An 18,809-nucleotide genomic window follows, 5' to 3' on the forward strand; every position below is an offset into this window, starting at 1 on the left:
TGAAAAATTAAAAAGTGGTTACGCTTACATAGAAGGGATGTTCTTGATTTAAGGACGATGTTTCGATAAAGTGAGAAGTGCAGATAAAATTATAATATAGATTTGGAGGGCGTTATGAATGACACATGTAACTTTTGATTATACAAAAGCACTATCCTTCATTAACGAACATGAAATTACATATTTACGTGATGCAGTAAAGGTAGCGCATCATTCACTACATGAAAAGACAGGAGCAGGGAATGACTTCTTAGGTTGGATTGACTTGCCTGTGGATTATGATAAAGAAGAATTTAGTCGTATCGAAAAAAGTGCTGAAAAGATTAAGTCTGATTCAGATGTTTTACTTGTAATTGGCATTGGTGGATCTTACTTAGGTGCAAGAGCTGCAATTGAGATGTTAAACCACTCTTTTTATAACTCTTTAACAAAAGAACAACGCAAAACTCCTCAGGTTGTGTTCGTTGGTAACAATATTAGTTCTACATACATGAAAGACTTAATGGATTTACTTGAAGGAAAAGATTTTTCTATTAATGTTATTTCAAAATCAGGCACAACGACTGAGCCTGCAATTGCTTTCCGTATTTTCCGTAAGTTGCTTGAAGAAAAGTATGGCAAGGAAGAGTCTAAAGGTCGCATTTATGCAACGACAGATAAAGCTCGCGGGGCATTAAAAACATTAGCTTCTGAAGAGGGTTATGAAACATTTGTGATTCCTGATGATGTTGGTGGTCGTTACTCTGTTTTAACAGCTGTAGGACTTCTACCAATTGCCGTTAGTGGGGCAAATATCGCAGCAATGATGGAAGGTGCTGCTGTTGCAAGCAAGGATTTCTCTAAGTCAGAACTAGAAGAAAATCCGGCATATCAGTATGCTGCGGTTCGTAATGCTTTATACAATAAAGGGAAAACAATTGAAATGCTTATTAATTACGAGCCAGGACTTCAATATTTCTCTGAGTGGTGGAAACAACTATTTGGTGAAAGTGAAGGGAAGGACCAAAAAGGGATTTTCCCATCTTCAGCAAATTTCTCAACAGATCTACATTCTCTTGGGCAATATGTTCAAGAAGGACGCCGTGATCTTTTTGAGACAGTACTTCATGTGGAAAAATCTCGTCACGAATTAACAATTGAAGCGGAAGACAATGATCTTGATGGCCTTAATTATTTGGCTGGAAAATCAGTAGACTTCGTAAATAAAAAAGCTTTTGAAGGAACAATGCTAGCCCACACTGACGGTGGAGTTCCTAACTTAATTGTTAACTTACCGGAACTAAATGAATATACATTTGGATACTTAGTGTATTTCTTCGAAAAGGCATGCGCAATGAGTGGATACTTACTTGGAGTTAATCCATTTGACCAACCAGGTGTAGAAGCTTACAAGGTAAACATGTTTGCTCTCCTTGGAAAGCCTGGATTTGAGGAAAAGAAAGCAGAACTTGAAAAACGTTTATAATAAGTATTTGAGAGACTCTATCGATTGATAGGGTCTCTTACATTTCCAAGAGAGGGACAAATGTTTTAGGCATCATCACCTCGGTGATAAGTTGATCATAATGGTAAGCTAAAAGTGCTATGCTAGTAGCCGATATGACCAAAGTCCAAAGTGCTTTTCTTATATTTTTAAATATTATTGGACAACCTAAGGGTAGAAATTTTCTCGAGGAGGTTTTTTAATGATACCAGTACCTTCCAGGGTAGAAGGATATTCTTCGCAGTTATATTATATAGAGAATGCCTTAAAGCCTTTAGGTTATACAATCGGTGGAAACTGGGACTATGATCATGGATATTTTGATTATAAAATAGATGATGAAGTAGGATACCAATTTTTGCGTGTGCCTTTTGAAGCTATTGACGGACAACTTGATTCTCATGGAGTCATCGTTCAAATAGGCCGCCCTTTCCTTTTATCACACAAATATCAAGTAGGGCTTGATGACCATGTCGAATCTGATATGGATGGGCTATCGGCATTGGTTGATCAATTTCAGGAACCACAAGATCCTGATGCCTCTTTTCCAGAAAAGTATGTTGATTTAGGGAAAGCACTAGTTCAGGAATTAGAAGCCGTATTATTAGATTAATAAGAGAAAGGATTTGTTTGGATATAAAAAACCAAAACAAATCCTTTTTTATTAGTCTTTTATCACTAGTAATTCATCCTGAGGTTCTATGGTCAGGTTAAGAGAAGGATTAACGAGTGTCTCTTCTCCTTTTTTTACTCCAATAAGTAAAATACTCATAGTTTGTAAAATTCGGCTGCATTCCCCAAAAGTTTTCCCAGTTAGGTCGTTGCTTGTGGGAAGATATTTAAGCTTGCTCCCTTTTAATTGATCCAACATGATTAACAGTGCCTCTGACATACCATGTGAAATGATGCTATTAATCATGACATAGCTAGATAATTTATTTGTTTGGATTACTTCATCAGCTCCAGCTCTTTTGGCGTTAGTAACTTGGTTGGCTGTTAATATTTCGACCACACTATAAATATTAGGGTTAATCCCTTTTACGGCAATCAACGTTAAAATTGTAGACATATCAGCTTGATGTTCATCTCTGTTTTGGTCAGAAGTGATAAGAATGGATTCCGCCGTTTCCGCATTGGCTTTTAAAAGGACATCATCAGTAGTAGGATTCCCTTTTATAAAATGAGTATGGTTTGAAGGTGCAGGGTTTTGTTTTAACGTTTCATCAATCAAAATGATGTCAATGGGTGGTTGAATTGCAAGTAGTTGAGAAATCGTTTGTTTAGCTCTCTCATTCCAACCGACTATTATCACATGTTTGTTCCCTTGATAAGACGATTTGCCTTCTAAATATGCATTCTGATTTGTTACAGCTGTAGTTGCAAGAGTCACAAAGTACGTAGTCACAAATCCCGTTCCTATTAAAATAAGTAAAATACCGATTAATCTACCAGTAATACTTGATGGTACAAAGTCACCAAAACCAACAGTAGATGTTGTAACAAAGGCCCACCAAACACCATCAAAGAAGGTTGGATAATTTGTAGGCTCTAAAAGATGGATTAGAGCACCAAATAATAAGTTAACACTAAAAATGATTAATAAAATTCTAGGTAGGATTGGCCATCTAAGAAAACTGGCTAATAAACTGGATGTTTTCAATAAAGTTACACCTCTTCCTTAGGAAGGAAGGCGAGAATTTCTTTTATAATTGTATTTATTCGCCGTGTGATTTCTTCTTCTCCAACACTTGATTTTGCTTTTTCAATAGCGTCAATTACCTCTTGGTCAAATTGGATGATTGGTCGATCTTCTTCAGCTTCATTATATAGTGCGATGATTTCGTCCAAACCTTCATTTAACTTATCAATCGAACCACTTAACGACTTTTTCTCATCGTCTGATAATTTCATTGAATGCCACTCCTTGGTTTCTAGTTCTGAAGATTAGTTTGTACAAATTACCAAAAAGTGTTGCATAAAAAAGGTAAGAAATTAAGAAACTAAAAATTGAATTAAAAGCTAACATAAAAAGGAGGATTTTAGATGGATATCAAACGAGCAAAACAAATCCTATCTTCACCAGAAGATATTACTGTCCATTATCATGGTCAATCAATCTGGATTGATGGTTGTGATGAGGAAAACGGATTATGTACTGTACATATGAGAGGTAATGAAAATGAAAAAAGTTCAGTTGAAGTAGAAGAATTAGAAGAAGTTTAATTTTATTCGGAGTTACCTTTGTTAGAAAATGTTGCTGTGCAAAAGACTCTAAGACAATGAGTATAGTCTTTAGAACCAAAGTTGAAAAAAGCTCTAACACCTCGAATATGTTAGAGCTTTTTTTATAAAAATAGGGGGTAAATTATTTCTTTCTCTTGTTATGGTGTACAAGAGAATTGTGAGAGAAATGATTTACAATAAATTAGACGAACCAACTAAAAAAAGGTTACAAACTTTTTTGTGGAAATTTCATAAATTCTGGGTTTGACAAGATAAATAATTTTAAGTTATCACTTAAGTTATTTTTGTGAAGTTCATCAATTGTAAAAGTAATCGTTTTATTTAGTACAAAGTCAGTTACTGTAATGAGAAGTTGACCTGCTAAATAATTTGCGTATAAGAATGCATATTCCATAGTACCACCTTTGGTAAGAAATTAAATAGATGTTTTTTACATCACGAATTTAATTGTATTCAGATGGTCAACAATAAATGTCATCATATTTATCTTTTTGACAATTTGACACAAAAAGGGCTATTTCTCACACTTGTTTAATGAGAAATAGCCCCTGACTTTTACTTATTTTTTCTTCTTGTTTTGTTTTTCAGCTTCAAAATCGGTGTAAGATGCAAATTCAACTAGTTCCTCGCTGGTTCTTTGTCCTTCTTTTACATTATTATTGCGCTGAGCATTAGGGTTCCCTTTTTTTACTCTTCCCATCGTAGTCAACTCCATTTCATCGTTTATCATCTTTAGTATGATTCCAATACAAAATAATATGTAGGTTTATCATAACTAAAAGCCTTGTAGAAAAGGGCTATATTCATATCCATTTCCTTTATTTAATATAAATATAGAAAAAGGGAGTGGTTAGTCTGTGGAATTATTCTTATACACCAATGAATGTTTACAGTTATTATGTAGGAGCGAATCCAATTACTTCATTTAATCCAACAATGAAATACCCGCGAATAGCAAAAGAGGTTACATTAAGTCCTTTTTGTTCAATAATAGGTGATGTTTTAATTGATCGAAATGTATACATCGGTCCGCATGTAAGTATAAGGGCTGATGAGGGAACTCCCTTTAGGATAGGGAAAAATAGTAATCTTCAAGACGGAGTCATTCTTCACGGTATTAAGAATGAGCGAGTTGAGATTAATAACAAAATGTATTCGATCTATATTGATGAGGAAGTTTCATGTGCACATGGGGCGTTAATTCATGGTCCCTGTTATTTAGGGGAAAAAGTGTTTGTTGGTTTTAACGCGATTATATATCATGCAAAGATTTTAGAAGGCTCTTATATATCAGCAGGTGCGGTGGTGACAAATGGAGTAGTGATTCCAAAAAAGTCCTTTGTTCCTCCAGGTGCAACCATAGACACTCAGGAAAAAGCAGATTCATTAGCAAAAGTTCCATTAGATAAACAAACGTTTGCGAATGAGGTCCAACGAGTCAATCAAGAGTTTCCAGCGGCCTATTCTATGTTCTTTGGGAATCGTAGATGCTCTTGTGGGATGACTTATTCGGACTGAAACTTTCTTCAGTTCTCCATGGTGCGAATATTTCATTAGCATGGAAGTCTACCCTGAAAAAAGAAATGCGGAAGGCGCTCGATCATCGGCGACAGGCACAAGGCGAGACTGCTAGAAGGTTGTTCTTTAACCTTCTAGGGTGGATTGACTTAGACCTGAGAGCCGATAGCGCCTGGAGCTAGACACTAAGCTAAGTATAATTTTTCATCCTCCATGGTGCTAATTTTAATTAGCATAGAAGTCTACCCTGAAAATAACTTTGGTTGGGGAGTTCCATGAGCTGCGATCCACTTGCTTTCCGCGGGGTGGTCCGTGAGCCTCCTCGTCGCCAGGGGCTCAGCTCCTGTGGGGTCTCACGAGACCACTATATCCCGCAGGAGTCAAGTGGCTCTCCGCTCATTCCACACTGAGGAGGAAACATTTTTTCAACCCTGAAAATACTTAGGTCGGAGAGTTTCATTCCCTTACTAATGCCCAAACCCTAAGAGAGAGAATGAAAAGAGTTGTTTGATTCCCTTACTAATGCCCAAAGCCCAACAAAGGGAATGAAAGGCACTGTTTGATTCCCTTTCTCATGCCCAAAGCCCAACAAAGGGAATGAAAGGCACTGTTTGATTCCCTTTCTCATGCCCAAAGCCCAACAAAGGGAATGAAAGGCATTGTTTGATTCCCTTTCTCATGCCCAAAGCCCAACAAAGGGAATGAAAGGCATTGTTTGATTCCCTTTCTCATGCCAAAAGCCTATGAAAGGGAATGAAAGATATTCGAGACCGTGAGACCAGTAGATGACTAGTTGCTCTCCCTCCACACTGATGAACAAAACATTTTCATTCTCCATGGTGCTAAATAATTGTTTAGCATGGAAGTCTACCCTGAAAATACATAATGATGTAGAGTTCTATGAGCTGCAATCCACTTGCTTTCCGCGGGGTGGTCCGTGAGCCTCCTCGTCGCCAGGGGCTCAGCTCCTGCGGGATCTCACGAGACCACTGGATCCCGCAGGAGTCAAGTGGCTCTCCGCTCATTCCACACTGAGTAAGTACCTATTTTCATTCTCCGTGGTGCGAATAAAATTAGCATAGATGTCTACCCTGAAAATAACATAGTTTGTGGAATTCCATGAGCTGCGATCCACTTGCTTTCCGCGGGGTGGTCCGTGAGCCTCCTCGTCGCCAGGGGCGGGCTCCTGCGGGGTCTCACGAGACCACTGGATCCCGCAGGAGTCAAGTGGCTCTCCGCTCATTCCACACCAAGTAGTAAGCTTTTCATTCACCATGTGCGAAATACTTATTTAGCATATTAGTCTATTCAGAAAGTAATGTGGTTTCATTCTTGGCTCAATTCGGCTATTAACACGACACTCCATTTTTTATCATATATGCTTGTCCCTATGAATATAAATGATAAAAATACGGTGTAAAGGAGAATGGTTAATGGCTTATGTAGGTTCGAAGGGCTGGTATGTTCAACAATTAAAGGAAAATGGTTATTCAATTCATCCAACAGGTAGAAGAAAATTAGAAAGCTATAAAACGTCTGTTTTGCATAATCTATATAAAGATTTAGTTGTTTCAAAAAAGTGATAACAAAAATCAATAAAGGGGAAAAGAACCCTTATATCGTCTGTTATTTAAGAAAAGTCCAATCAATTGAGTTGATTGGACTTTTTGAATTTTACAGTGTTGATTTCTACATTAAATTAGGAGGTAATGGCTTATCTTGAAGTACTGAAGGCAGTGTATCATGAATGTATAACGGAGCAGGCTTAAGTACTGGTTTTTTTCCAAAAGGCTGTGGATTTTCAACATATTGGAATACACCTTCACCATCAATACTTGGGCCATTAGCCCAACGCCCTGTTGCACTTTCATTTCCTCTTGAATAGTTAAATAACACATGTGATACTTCGCGTTTTTCTAACTCACGTGGGAATGTACTCGGTACCACAACATTCTCTTTTGATTCTAGCTCGTAAATTGCAGCTAGCCATTGGTTTTGGTGCATCGTATCGCGAGCAATTAACCATGAGAGCATATCCTTTACACCACGGTCGGTTGTGGATTCATATAAACGAACAGCCTGTAATCTACCTTGAGATTCTGAGTTTAAGTTTGCACGGAAATCTGCTAATAAATTTCCACTTGCGATGATATAATCTGCAGTCCATCTGTTTCCAACACTATCTGCTGGCATAGCTCCAAGACCAGAAACAATTGCATGTTGAGGATTCATTCCACCTAGAATTGCACCAATTACTGGATCCTTAGCTGCTACCTCAAGATCTCCAACTGGAGCTCCATCTAAAAGTCGAGCAATCATGGTAGCAAGCATTTCAATATGTGCTAATTCCTCTGCACCAGTATCCATCAGTAAGTCTTTGTATTTTCCATCCCCACGAGTATTCCAGCCTTGGAATAAGTATTGAAGTGCAACTGAAATTTCACCAAATTGACCACCTAATATCTCTTGAAGCTTGCGAGCGAAAATTGGATCTGGACAATCTGGTTTAGCTCTGTACTGTAATTCTTTAATATGATAAAACATTGTATTGTATGACCTACCTTTCTCGGGACATTTGAAGAATGAACCCATTTTCTTGGTCATGATATTCATTAAAAGAAGGATAGGTGTCTAAAAAATACAAAAAATGCATTAGAAAAGTGAATTAGTTCTATTTAAACACTTCAGCCAGATTAGATAGTTCAGCCTTAGATTTCATGGTCAAAGATAGTCCTTCACGATAATTCTCTGTTTCTCCGTTTTCAAAAGAATGTAAGAGCATTATCAAACCATCAATATATTGAGTCATGATTTGTTTATAGTCTTCTTTTAAACGAAGAAGATTCTGATCCTTAGGGTCAAACCGTGTTTGAATATCTCTAAGTAACGGAACTACCTCTTCGTACGCAATATGCATAGCATCTACTGCACCTTCTAATGCATCGGTTTTTTGATATTCACTTAATAAAAAGTCTAATTCCTTAACAACTTGGTTTGACATTAAAATATTGTTCTCTAACGCTTCATATAATACCTGGTCACCCTTATCTTGATAGGAGTCAGATAAAAGAGAATGATAGAGAAGGTATTCGTTTATAAGCTGAGTTTTTTCTGGAATGGTTTGATGAGATTCGCTCGTTTTTCCTGGAGTGTAAATTAAAAAGATACTCCCTAGAATCGTTACAGTAATAATGGTGAGAGATAGAGGTACTAGTTTCATAAAAATTCCTCCAAATGAAATGGTATATTTCTATTTATGTAACTTGTCCATTGGTTATGTTTAAAAAGGGAAAAATTAACCCGTTAGATATATTTTTTAATAGATGCAAAAAAGCTCTCTCTAATAAGAGAAAGCTTAAAGATATTTATGAATCAGGTGACCAAAGTACTTCCGTCAGATTACTATTAAAAAGATTTGTATCAATATTACAAGTCTCTGCATCAAGTCCATATTGCCAGCCCCAGGCTAAAGACCCTTCAGGAGCTTGTGGATTATATTCAGGCGCATTTTCTTTAGTTGTAATTCCTACATTTGGTGCAGCCGTCCAAATGTAATTAGTATCAAGAATTTCTTCATTTGCCTCAGCAGCTTCATTATAGGCAATAGTCAATTCGCGGTCTGGATCGAATATGCCATAAATTCCTGATTCATACCCAGATTCAGAAATGGTATCAAACCAGCCTCTAATAAAATCTGAATCAACAGGGAAACTTGGTTCAATATCTGCATATAATGCTACTCCTTCAGGAACTCCTAGATCATTTGCTAAAGCAATTGCATCTTCAGCATGACCTGCACCATTATCATACCCTCTTGCATCAGATATTAAATTATAGATTAGTAGAATATGATCGTCATTAGAATGAATTAAGTCAATTTGATCTTTTGTTAAACCAAAAGCAACACCTTCGATATCAGCTAAATATCGACCGAAGATGACTGGGTCCCCGAAGTTATCTCGAACACAAGCATACAAGTCTTCAGTAGTTTCACTTGCAGAGTCAATTCCCCAAACTATCTCTCCATCATCTTCATCTGCAGGTGTTCCTTCGTCGTTTTCATCACCATTGTCATCATTGCCGTTTGAGTTACCGTTACCATTGCTATTGCTGTCATCATTTTCACTATCTTTTTCATTTTTCTCTTGTGCGTTAGTGTTAACAGCATTTGTAACATCCACATTCACTTCATCATCAAGAGAATTTTGAATATCATTGTCCAAATTTGCTCTGCCACTACCTTTGACATTGTTTTTCACAAGGTTTTCAAGTGAACCAGCTGTGTGACCATTCAATATATTCTCAATCGAGTTTGATAAAACCGCTTCACCATCTCCGGCTACATTGTTTTCTACATTATTTAAAATATTACTTTTAGCGTCACTACTCATGTCGGTAGATATATCACTTTCAACACTTACATCTGAATCTGCATTTATATTATTAACGACATTATTAGTGATGGTGATATTGGTTGTGCTAGAGTCCTCTGATGGCTTTTCTTGTTTAGAAGAATCGCTTTGCCAAATAAAAACAGTGAGGCTAGATACGATTAGCAAGAAAGCAGCGATCGAGATAAGCGTGTACTTTCCAAACGTCATTTTCTCCCACCTTTCACTTTTCCCCTTTATCGTATGAGCAAGTTTTGGAAAAGGTGTGGGCTTATTAGTATTAGGTAGTGAGTAAAGGGGGATATAATGCACATCATATCGATACTATAAAGGGTAAGGAAATCAAAGAGGGAGTTTGAAGAAAGTTCAAATCTTTTTTAGAAGGGAATGGGAATCAAAGGAGTCGTCTGATGTACATCTGGAGAGTTTGGTGGAGTAAGAGAAACAAAGGATACCACTAATGAACCATTTGAAATGAATTTGAAACAAGTTTTAGAACTATCTAATATCTTAAAGTTACACAGGATAAGTAAATCAAATATTCACCTAATTAGAAAATTCCTCTGTTAGATAGTAAAAAGAGGACCTATAATTACTAGTCCCCTCTACATATCTGTATCATCTAAAAACAGTTGATTTATATGCTTTATGAAATAATTGTAAATAATCATTCTTCGATATCTCTCTAGCATTACTTGGTGTAGATCCATTTTGATAGGAAGACTCTGCTAAATAGTCAAAGTCATTGGGATTAACCTCTGGAAGAGATGAAAAGCTTGGGATTGAAAGGTCAGAGGCAAGTTTTTTCATTTCATCAACTAATGCCATTGTCGCTTCTTCATCTGATTGAACTAGTGTTGAAATTCCAATCGCTCTAGCAATATTTGCATGTTTTTCTATTGATGAGTGGGCATTAAATTCTATGATATAAGGTAAAAACATGCTGTTCGCAATACCATGTGGTGTATCATAAAGACCACCTATTGCCTCTGCCATACAATGCACTGATGCCACATCTGCATGAGAAAATGCCATACCAGCAATCGTTGAGCCAATCATTAATTGTTCGCGTGCTTCTTTATCATGTCCATTTTCGAAAGCTCTTCGTAGATTAGGATAAATATATTTCATCGCTTGAAGTGCTAAGCCATCAGCAATCGGATTTGAAAGCTTACATGTATATGCTTCAATTGCATGTACTAGAGCATCCATACCAGTAGAAGCGGTTAAAGGAGCCGGAAGAGCATAAGTCAACTCAGGATCAATAATTGCCAAGGTAGGTGCGATTTTTACGTCTTTTATGGTGAGTTTTATTCTTTTAGTTGTATCGGTAATCACAGAAGAACGTGTTACTTCAGCGCCAGTACCAGCAGTAGTAGGAATAGCGATAATCGGAGTAACGTCTTTTGGTACGTTATTTCTTCCCGCATAATCCTGAGGTATTCCACCAGAAGTTTGAAGAATAGCGATTGCTTTTGCTGCATCAATAACTGATCCACCACCTAGAGCAATTATTACATCGGCTTCAAAACTCTTTGCTTCGAGTCCTCCTTGGATGCAATCTATATCCCTAGGATTTGGTTGGACTTTATTAAAGATATATGGTGAGAAATCACCTTTGACTAAATCATCTACAAGTTGGTTTACAAATCCAATTCGTTCAATACCCGGATCTGTTACAATAAACACTTTTTTACCTTGTGTGATTTCAGCCATATAATTAACTGTTTCATTAAAACTTCCGACAGCAATTTTAATTTTAGTTGGCAAATGAAAATCAAAAGGGTTCATAAAATAAGCCTCCATTTATAGTAGGTTGAATTTTACGATTATTTTAACATGTTTTCCATATATAAAACTATAACTCTTGTTTTATTAAGTTTATATTAGGAAATATTAAGATTAAGAGAGTAGATTGAAGGAAATTGGAATTGTCCAACTCTTTTTTTCAGGGTAGACATCTATGCTAATTAAAATTAGCACCATGGAGGATGGAAAAATGTTTCCTCCTCAGTGTGGAATGAGCGGAGAGCCACTTGACTCCTGCGGGATCCAGTGGTCTCGTGAGACCCCGCAGGAGCCCGCCCCTGGCGACGAGGAGGCTCACGGACCACCCCGCGGAAAGCAAGTGGATCGCAGCTCATGGAACTCCACTACCTAGGTTATTTTCAGGGTAGACATCCATGCTAATTAAAATTAGCACCATGGAGGATGAAAAATTATACTTAGCTTGGTGTCTAGCTTCAGGCGCTATCGGCTCGGGGTCATAAGTCAATCCGGCAAGAAGGTTAAAAAGCAACCTTCTTGCCGACTCGTCTTATGCCTGTCGCCGATGAACGAGCGCCTTCAGCATTTCTTTTTTCAGGGTAGACATCCATGCTAAATAAGTATTTCGCACCATGGTGTATGAAAAAATGTTTCCTCCTCAGTGTGGAATGAGCGGAGAGCCACTTGACTCCTGCGGGATCCCCAGTGGTCTCGTGAGACCCCGCAGAAGCCCGCCCTTGGCGAAGAGGAGGCTCACGGACCACCCCGCGGAAAGCAAGTGGATCGCAGCTCATGGAACTCTTCCGACCTAAGTTATTTTTCAGACCAGTTTGTACCCCATAACCTTCATATTGGAGCTCTAACTTCAGTACCCTCAGTTTTTGCCATCTTCAATAACTAAAATATTTGTCCTTCAGTATCGACAAACTTCGTAAAATCCAATGATTAATTAATATAGTCATTTCATCATATTTTTCAAGCTCCATGTAGACGACTTTCGTCCTATCAGAGTATTGAGGCTAGTCTAAGGAACCTCCAAATTCAGGAATTATCCGTAATTAGAAGCCCTGAGAAGGCTTTTACAAAGATTAGAGAAGAATGGTAACGCTTACACTCACTAATTGGTTGTTTTCCATATGACTTCCCTTGAACCTATTGAAATACTTTCCAGACGTGTTAGTATAAAGTCGTTGTCAAAAAAAGAGAACAAAAATACGAACAAAAACAATCATGGGAGAGATGGCATGTTATCAGATAAGAAAATTGCATTTTTAGGTGCTGGATCAATGGCGGAAGCAATGATTGCAGGAATCGTAAATTCAAACAAAGTACCAAGAGAACAAGTAATTGCTACTAACCGCAGTGATTTAAAGCGCTTAAAGGAAATTCAAAAAAGTTATGGAATTACTGTTTCTCAAAGAGATAAATTGAATTTAAAAGAAGTTGATATCGTTATTTTGGCGATGAAACCAAAGGATATTGATCAAGCGTTACTTTCAATAAAAAATGATATTAGTCCCAATGCGTTAATACTTTCCGTGCTAGCCGGAATTACAACCTCATATATTGAACAACATCTTCATAAAGGTCAACAAGTTATACGTGTGATGCCAAACACATCAAGTATGATTGGTGAATCAGCAACAGCTATAGCCTCAGGAACACAAACATCATTTGATCAAGTCAAACTCGTAAAAGAACTTCTACAAACGATTGGCGAGGTATTTATCATCAACGAAGAGAAGATGGATATCTTTACAGGTATTGCTGGAAGTGGCCCTGCATATTTCTATTACCTTATGGAGCATATGGAAAAAGCGGGTGTTGAACAAGGGCTAGATGCAGAAACATCACGCCAAATCATTGCGCAAACTATTGTTGGTGCAGCCAAGATGATACAAGAACAAAATGAAACACCTACTGTCTTGCGTGAAAATGTAACCTCACCAAATGGAACAACAGCAGCTGGTTTGAAAGCTCTGGAGTTAAATGGTGGAGGAAATGCAATCTCACAAGCTGTCAAAAGTGCATCAGAACGTTCAAAGGAAATCAGTGAGCAGCTTGAAGGACAGAAAAACACGACTAAAAAAGCTATTTAAATATAAATGAAAAATTATCGGTAGATAGGCTGATTTTGGAACTTTTTAACTAATGAACGTTATAGAATTCCGCAAAGACAAATAGGATATTTCATATGAGAGTGAGTATGTTTTGCTCACTCAGTATGGAGTGTGCAAAAAAACGGGGATCGGACCGAATCGACTTCTCCACCCTGGGTTATTATTCCGGAAAACGATTCTAAAACAGTTCAATATGTTCAGTTTTTTAGAAAAAGCCTTAGATAAACAACAGACACAGGAGTGATACAATGACGGCCCAAGACGTCAACAACCAAAGGGTTGTAATTAAAATAGGAAGCAGCTCACTAACGAGTAGACATGGTGAGATTAGTAGAAAAAAGCTTGAAAAGCTAGTCGATGAAGTTGTTCAGCTAAAAGATGAAGGTCATGAAGTAGTTCTCGTTTCTTCAGGAGCTGTAGCAGCAGGATATCGTAAGCTCGGATGTATTGACCGACCATGTTCATTACCAGAAAAGCAAGCTGCTGCTTCCATTGGGCAAGGGCTTTTAATTGAGGCATATTCAGAATTATTTTTGTCTCATGGCTATGTAGCTTCACAAATCTTAATTACAAGAAGTGACTTTTCAGATGAAAATCGCTATAACAATATGAGAAACACAATGAATGTGCTTTTAGAACGAGGGATTATCCCTATTGTTAATGAAAACGATACAGTGACAATTGATCGATTAAAGTTTGGAGACAACGATACGCTCTCAGCAAAAGTTGCAGGACTGGTAGAAGCTAATCGATTAATTATTCTTTCAGATATAGATGGCTTATATGATTCTGACCCAAGAAAAAATGAGAATGCAAAATTGCTAGATAAAGTATTTGATATTACGCCAGAAATTGAGGCGGCTGCTGGAGGTTCCGGAAGTGCTGTTGGAACAGGCGGTATGAAGTCGAAAATTGATGCTGTTAAGATCGCGATGACTCTAGGAATTGATATTTTCTTAGGGAAAGCAAGTCTTCAGAATGTCATGATTGATGCCGTAAATGGTACAGCAAAAGGAACCTATTTTGAGGTTGAAGATAACACAATTTCTTTAAATCAAAAAAAGCAGTGGATTGCTTTTAACTCAGGTCCAAAAGGGAAAATGACATTGTCAACTAAAGCGAAAGAATTGCTTATTGAGCAAAAGCAAAGTGTTTTTATCAATGAAATTAATGAGTTTGAAGGACATTTTAAAGAAGGCTCAGTTATTCGTTTGTGCATTGAAAGTGGTGAAGAGATAGGGTTAGGCATTATTAATCTATCGTCAAATAAACTTCAAGAGTACCTAGATGAAGCGGATAATGAACAATCACATATAAAGCCAGTTATAGATATTGAAAACTTCGTATGTCATATGGATATTTCAATACCGGCTGGGCTATAAGAAAAGCGGAATGTGATCCGGTTACTAACAAACGAACCCGGATCACTCCTTAAAACATTGGAGGGATTGGATGGCTGTAATAGAAAAAACGACGGTTGAAGCTCAGGCAATAGCAGCAAAAAAGGCAGCAAGAAAATTAGGTATATTAACTACAGAGGATAAAAATGAAGCTCTTTTAACCTTGGCAGAGAATTTAGAATCAGAATATGAAACCATTTTAAGTGCAAATCAGAAGGATTTAGAAGTAGGAAAAGAAAAAGGGTATGAAGCTGCATTTATTGATAGATTAACTTTAACAAAGGAACGGATTTTTGATTTTGCAGAAGGTTTACGTCAGGTAGCAAAATTATCAGATCCTACGAATGAGACCCTATCAGAGTGGACTTTAGATAATGGTCTAAAGGTTGAAAAAATAACAGTTCCACTTGGTGTTATTGGAATGATTTATGAAGCACGACCTAATGTAACTGTTGATGCAACTGGTTTAGCATTAAAATCTGGTAATGCAATTGTTTTAAAGGGGGGGTCATCAGCAATTTCCTCTAATAAAGCCATTGTAGCAGTTATGCATCGTGCATTAGAGAAAACTAAGATTCCAAAAGAGGCTGTTCAATTTATTGCGAGTACAGATCGGGAAGCAACACAGCAGCTGTTTACAATGAAGGAGCACATTGATGTGTTAATCCCTCGTGGTGGCGGTTCTCTCATAAATGCAGTCGTTAATAATGCAACAGTACCTGTTCTTGAAACGGGTGTTGGTAATTGCCATCTTTATATTGATCGTTCTGCAGATACCCAAAAAGCATTATCTATCTTAGTCAATGCCAAAACAGACCGTCCTGCTGTTTGTAATGCAGCAGAAACAGTGATTATCCATAAAGATTGGTTTGCTGAAAACCTAGAGAACTTTATCGAAACTTGTGCTAAACATAACATAACAATTCACGGTGACGAAACGGTTGTTAGTAAAATCGCAAACGCAAAGCCTGCGAACGAAGAGGATTGGGCAAATGAATATCTAAGCTTAGATATTGCCGTAAAAGTAGTTAACTCTATTGATGAAGCAATTGACCATATTGAAACATATGGAACAAAACATTCAGAAGCAATCATTACTGAAGATAAAGATGCAGCATCTCTTTTTATGAAGCTTGTTGATGCTTCAGCTTTATACCATAACGCTTCAACTCGATTTACAGATGGTGGTGCACTAGGTTTTGGGGCTGAAATTGGTATTTCTACCCAAAAATTACATGCAAGAGGTCCTATGGGATTACCGGCATTAACAACAGTTAAATTTTTAATGAGCGGAAATGGTCAAGTAAGGTAATAATTTAAGGATCTTTTTTGGAAGATTGTTGCTAATTGACCCGTTTTTAGGTAGGATACACTATTTCACTTGATGTTATGGTTATCATTTCGGAAGAAAAGATGCGACTTTACCAAGTTCATAGTGATTATAAAAGACCTTTAAAAGCAACAAAGTTTACGAAAACAGCCTAATTGAAAAAAGTTTAATGCGTGTTGATATCACATTTCAACACGCATTTTCTGGTGTATGGTGTTATCTTTAGCTTTGTATTATAATGGTGACAATACTAAATCTTTAGGCTCTTTTCTGAAAGCTTGTTGCAATTGATCTATTGTAGTAAGTTATACTATTCACTTGATGTTATGGTTATAATTTAGAGGAAGAAAAGATGCCAGTCACCCTAGATCATAGTAATTTTAAAAGGTTTTTAAAGGCAACAAAGTATACGAAAACAGTCTATTTTAAAAGCAAAGGAGTCCTAATATGTCTGACGCTAATCAAACCAATAATGAAAATGTAGAAGCACCAGAACGTAAAAAAGTAAGTCTTCAAGAACTAATGAAACAGCAGCTTGCTAATAAAAAGCAGGCTCAAGCAAAAGGACAAAAGCATGGATTAAGTACTAATCAAAAGGCGAAAAGCCAAATGACAAAAAAACCAAGTAATACCCGCCGTAAGATGGGTGTTTAACAACCATTATAAAATATGCTAAAGAAGCCCGGCATCACTCTTGTACTCCCGTACAGGAATGGTTCCTGGCTCTTTACTTTGTATGACTGTGAGAAAAGGTGCTGAAAAAATGAAGCATGTGAGAAGAGAAGAGTTAAAGACGAGAACATTATTATTATTTTTTATACCGTTAGGAATATCTGCAAGTCTTGTGACATTTTCCCATCTAATTATAAATAGTACGTTAGCGCGTGCCGAAAATTCCGAGTTAATTATTGCGAGTTACGCAATTGCACTTAGTTTGTTTGCCATTACGGAAAGACTGGCAGTGATTCTTAGGCAGACCTGCTCAACACTTGTTAGAGATAAAAACTCATTTAACATTATGGTCAAATTTTCTATCTATATCATTGGAGCTTTACTTCTAGTTTCGTTAGCGATTGCTTATACACCAATGGGTGACTTTATCTTTTTAACTGTATTCGGAGTAAAAGAAAGTATGGTAGCTGGAATTAAAGAGATCTATAAAGTGTTAATCTATGTAACGATATTTTCAGGATTACGTTGTCTTTGTCACGGTATAATTATCTTCAATCGTCAAACAAAGTGGTTAACAATCGGAATGATTATCAGGTTAGCAGGAATGTATTCTCTATCTATATATTTTATAGCTACAGGAAATATCACGGCAATCACGGGAGCGTATATCTTTTTAACAGGAATGGTCATTGAGTGTGTCATAAGTATGCTTGAAGCACGTAAGTTGGTGAAAAAAATGCCGGAGCAAAGTGAGGAGAAGATTGGCTCCAAGCGTCAAATTTTTCGGTTTTACAATCCTCTTATGTTGTCATCATTTGTTACTGTTCTGATAGGCCCAGCAATAAATGTATTTTTAGGTAAAACTGAAGATATTGAATTAGCTATTGCTAGCTATGCCATTGCGTTTGGGGTGACACAGTTATTTTTAAGTTTCTTCTCATATATCCATCAAATTGTCATCAATTTTTATGATGATCATGAAGAGAAGGTAAAACAATTTTCATTAATAACTAGTTTTATTCCGGTTATTTTACTGGGGATCTTTTCTTATACAGAAATTGGACGTCTTTTTCTACATGAAGTGATGGGGGTTAATGGTAGATTATTAGATGCGAGCTTACAAGTCTTGAAGATGTTCATGATTATGTGTTTAGTTTTTCCTTTTGTTGATTTTTTAAATGGCATTTTAATGTTGCACCGACAAACGAAAGTAACAATTATTTCTCAATCAACGAACCTGGTAATTACATTAATTGTCTTAGGGATAGGAGTTCATTTTGTAACTAGTTGGAATGGTGTTATTGGGGCGCTTGCTCAATCGCTTGGTTTATTGGCTGAATTTATCGTTGTGAGTCTTATTGTGAATTCAATTGAAAAGAATAATGGGCGGAGTAGTATTTTTACACTGAAGGGGACTAGTAAAAAACAAGACCGAATGGAAACAAATTTATAAAAAAGAGAGAAGCATCTATAAATGGTGCTTCTCTCTTTTTAATGTAGTTCTTGTTTCTAGCTCCTGAGCTTAGCAAATAGAGAGTTCTCCAGACACTGCGCGTTAGAGTCGAAAAGTTTTTTCGGGAAAGATTAAGGTGTTTCCACGTTTCTTATTGACGATCTACCCAGTCAGAATACAACCCACTACCATCACATCCGGGACAAAGTGGTGGCCCATTGTATAAGGCTCTAAATGTGGGGACAATCCTACTTCCATTACATTCTGGACATTTTCCAATTGATTTCATATGTGATAAATGATTATTGTGTCTATCGTTTTTCCATTCAGAAAATACATTAAAGATACTCATTCTGCTCCCACCTACGATTTTTATAATATAGTATGGGGGATCAAAGTGGTTTTTATACTAGGCTCTTTTCTGACAGATG

19 protein-coding genes are annotated in these 18,809 nt (G+C 37.0%); 10 read left to right on the plus strand and 9 right to left on the minus strand.

Annotation, left to right across the window (positions count from 1 at the left end; genetic code table 11):
* The first annotated feature begins 118 nt into the window (after positions 1-118).
* Together BK579_RS06100 and BK579_RS06105 are read left to right on the plus strand one after the other, a co-directional pair.
* The gene (locus tag BK579_RS06100) at positions 119-1,465 is read left to right on the plus strand and encodes a glucose-6-phosphate isomerase (protein ID WP_078544298.1); all 1,347 of its coding nucleotides are present in this window, start codon (positions 119-121) and stop codon (positions 1,463-1,465) included.
* Positions 1,466-1,685: 220 nt separating this feature from the next.
* Positions 1,686-2,096, plus strand: a complete 411-nt coding sequence (locus tag BK579_RS06105) for a YugN-like family protein (RefSeq protein ID WP_078544299.1) — start codon at positions 1,686-1,688, stop codon at positions 2,094-2,096.
* A 51-nt stretch (positions 2,097-2,147) separates the two neighbouring features.
* Here BK579_RS06105 and BK579_RS06110 read toward each other — a convergent pair whose 3' ends face one another.
* Positions 2,148-3,143, minus strand: coding sequence for a potassium channel family protein (locus BK579_RS06110; protein WP_078544301.1), 996 nt, complete (start codon positions 3,141-3,143; stop codon positions 2,148-2,150).
* A gap of 5 nt (positions 3,144-3,148) precedes the next feature.
* Positions 3,149-3,394 carry an atypical membrane-integrating protein (Mistic protein) gene (locus BK579_RS06115; protein WP_078544303.1) on the minus strand — a complete coding sequence of 82 codons (246 nt, stop codon included), beginning with the start codon at positions 3,392-3,394 and terminating at the stop codon, positions 3,149-3,151.
* 132 nt (positions 3,395-3,526) lie between these two features.
* On the opposite strand from BK579_RS06115, the gene BK579_RS06120 reads away from it, so the two are divergent.
* Positions 3,527-3,706, plus strand: a complete 180-nt coding sequence (locus BK579_RS06120; RefSeq protein WP_078544305.1) for an H-type small acid-soluble spore protein — start codon at positions 3,527-3,529, stop codon at positions 3,704-3,706.
* 226 nt (positions 3,707-3,932) lie between these two features.
* Here the strand turns inward: BK579_RS06120 and BK579_RS06125 are convergent, their stop codons facing one another.
* Both BK579_RS06125 and BK579_RS25505 read right to left on the minus strand, forming a co-directional pair.
* Positions 3,933-4,121, minus strand: a complete 189-nt coding sequence (locus BK579_RS06125) for a hypothetical protein (protein ID WP_078544307.1) — start codon at positions 4,119-4,121, stop codon at positions 3,933-3,935.
* A 165-nt stretch (positions 4,122-4,286) separates the two neighbouring features.
* Positions 4,287-4,427: a hypothetical protein gene (locus BK579_RS25505; RefSeq protein WP_169891077.1), complete on the minus strand. Its 141-nt coding sequence runs from the start codon at positions 4,425-4,427 to the stop codon at positions 4,287-4,289.
* A 179-nt stretch (positions 4,428-4,606) separates the two neighbouring features.
* Here BK579_RS25505 and BK579_RS06130 point away from each other — a divergent pair, with 179 nt between their 5' ends.
* Together BK579_RS06130 and BK579_RS06135 are read left to right on the plus strand one after the other, a co-directional pair.
* Positions 4,607-5,245 (plus strand): LbetaH domain-containing protein, encoded by a 639-nt coding sequence (locus BK579_RS06130; RefSeq protein ID WP_078544308.1) that lies wholly within the window; start codon positions 4,607-4,609, stop codon positions 5,243-5,245.
* Positions 5,246-6,678: 1,433 nt separating this feature from the next.
* Positions 6,679-6,828 (plus strand): DUF2639 domain-containing protein, encoded by a 150-nt coding sequence (locus BK579_RS06135; protein WP_078544310.1) that lies wholly within the window; start codon positions 6,679-6,681, stop codon positions 6,826-6,828.
* A 106-nt stretch (positions 6,829-6,934) separates the two neighbouring features.
* Here BK579_RS06135 and BK579_RS06140 read toward each other — a convergent pair whose 3' ends face one another.
* From BK579_RS06140 to BK579_RS06155, 4 genes are all read right to left on the minus strand, one after another.
* Positions 6,935-7,789, minus strand: a complete 855-nt coding sequence (locus BK579_RS06140; protein ID WP_078544312.1) for a manganese catalase — start codon at positions 7,787-7,789, stop codon at positions 6,935-6,937.
* A gap of 127 nt (positions 7,790-7,916) precedes the next feature.
* The gene (locus BK579_RS06145) at positions 7,917-8,465 is read right to left on the minus strand and encodes a hypothetical protein (RefSeq protein WP_078544314.1); all 549 of its coding nucleotides are present in this window, start codon (positions 8,463-8,465) and stop codon (positions 7,917-7,919) included.
* A gap of 145 nt (positions 8,466-8,610) precedes the next feature.
* Positions 8,611-9,846, minus strand: coding sequence for a glycoside hydrolase domain-containing protein (locus BK579_RS06150; RefSeq protein WP_078544316.1), 1,236 nt, complete (start codon positions 9,844-9,846; stop codon positions 8,611-8,613).
* 408 nt (positions 9,847-10,254) lie between these two features.
* Positions 10,255-11,427: an iron-containing alcohol dehydrogenase gene (locus BK579_RS06155; RefSeq protein ID WP_078544317.1), complete on the minus strand. Its 1,173-nt coding sequence runs from the start codon at positions 11,425-11,427 to the stop codon at positions 10,255-10,257.
* Between the two features lie 1,220 nt (positions 11,428-12,647).
* Here BK579_RS06155 and proC point away from each other — a divergent pair.
* The 5 genes from proC (at position 12,648) to BK579_RS06185 (ending at position 18,378) form a co-directional block, all read left to right on the plus strand.
* Positions 12,648-13,502: a pyrroline-5-carboxylate reductase gene (proC, locus tag BK579_RS06165; RefSeq protein ID WP_078544321.1), complete on the plus strand. Its 855-nt coding sequence runs from the start codon at positions 12,648-12,650 to the stop codon at positions 13,500-13,502.
* Positions 13,503-13,771: 269 nt separating this feature from the next.
* Complete coding sequence (proB, locus tag BK579_RS06170; RefSeq protein ID WP_078544322.1) at positions 13,772-14,905, plus strand: glutamate 5-kinase; 1,134 nt, start codon at positions 13,772-13,774, stop codon at positions 14,903-14,905.
* A gap of 70 nt (positions 14,906-14,975) precedes the next feature.
* Positions 14,976-16,235: a glutamate-5-semialdehyde dehydrogenase gene (locus tag BK579_RS06175; RefSeq protein ID WP_078544323.1), complete on the plus strand. Its 1,260-nt coding sequence runs from the start codon at positions 14,976-14,978 to the stop codon at positions 16,233-16,235.
* A gap of 465 nt (positions 16,236-16,700) precedes the next feature.
* Positions 16,701-16,907 carry a hypothetical protein gene (locus BK579_RS06180; protein ID WP_078544324.1) on the plus strand — a complete coding sequence of 69 codons (207 nt, stop codon included), beginning with the start codon at positions 16,701-16,703 and terminating at the stop codon, positions 16,905-16,907.
* An 82-nt stretch (positions 16,908-16,989) separates the two neighbouring features.
* Positions 16,990-18,378, plus strand: a complete 1,389-nt coding sequence (locus BK579_RS06185; RefSeq protein WP_235848357.1) for a multi antimicrobial extrusion protein MatE — start codon at positions 16,990-16,992, stop codon at positions 18,376-18,378.
* A gap of 151 nt (positions 18,379-18,529) precedes the next feature.
* Here the strand turns inward: BK579_RS06185 and BK579_RS06190 are convergent, their stop codons facing one another.
* Positions 18,530-18,730 carry a hypothetical protein gene (locus BK579_RS06190; RefSeq protein WP_078544325.1) on the minus strand — a complete coding sequence of 67 codons (201 nt, stop codon included), beginning with the start codon at positions 18,728-18,730 and terminating at the stop codon, positions 18,530-18,532.
* Positions 18,731-18,809 lie beyond the last annotated feature (79 nt).

Origin of the sequence: Litchfieldia alkalitelluris (genome assembly GCF_002019645.1) — a bacterium.
Classification (GTDB): Bacteria; Bacillota; Bacilli; order Bacillales; family Bacillaceae_L; genus Litchfieldia; species Litchfieldia alkalitelluris.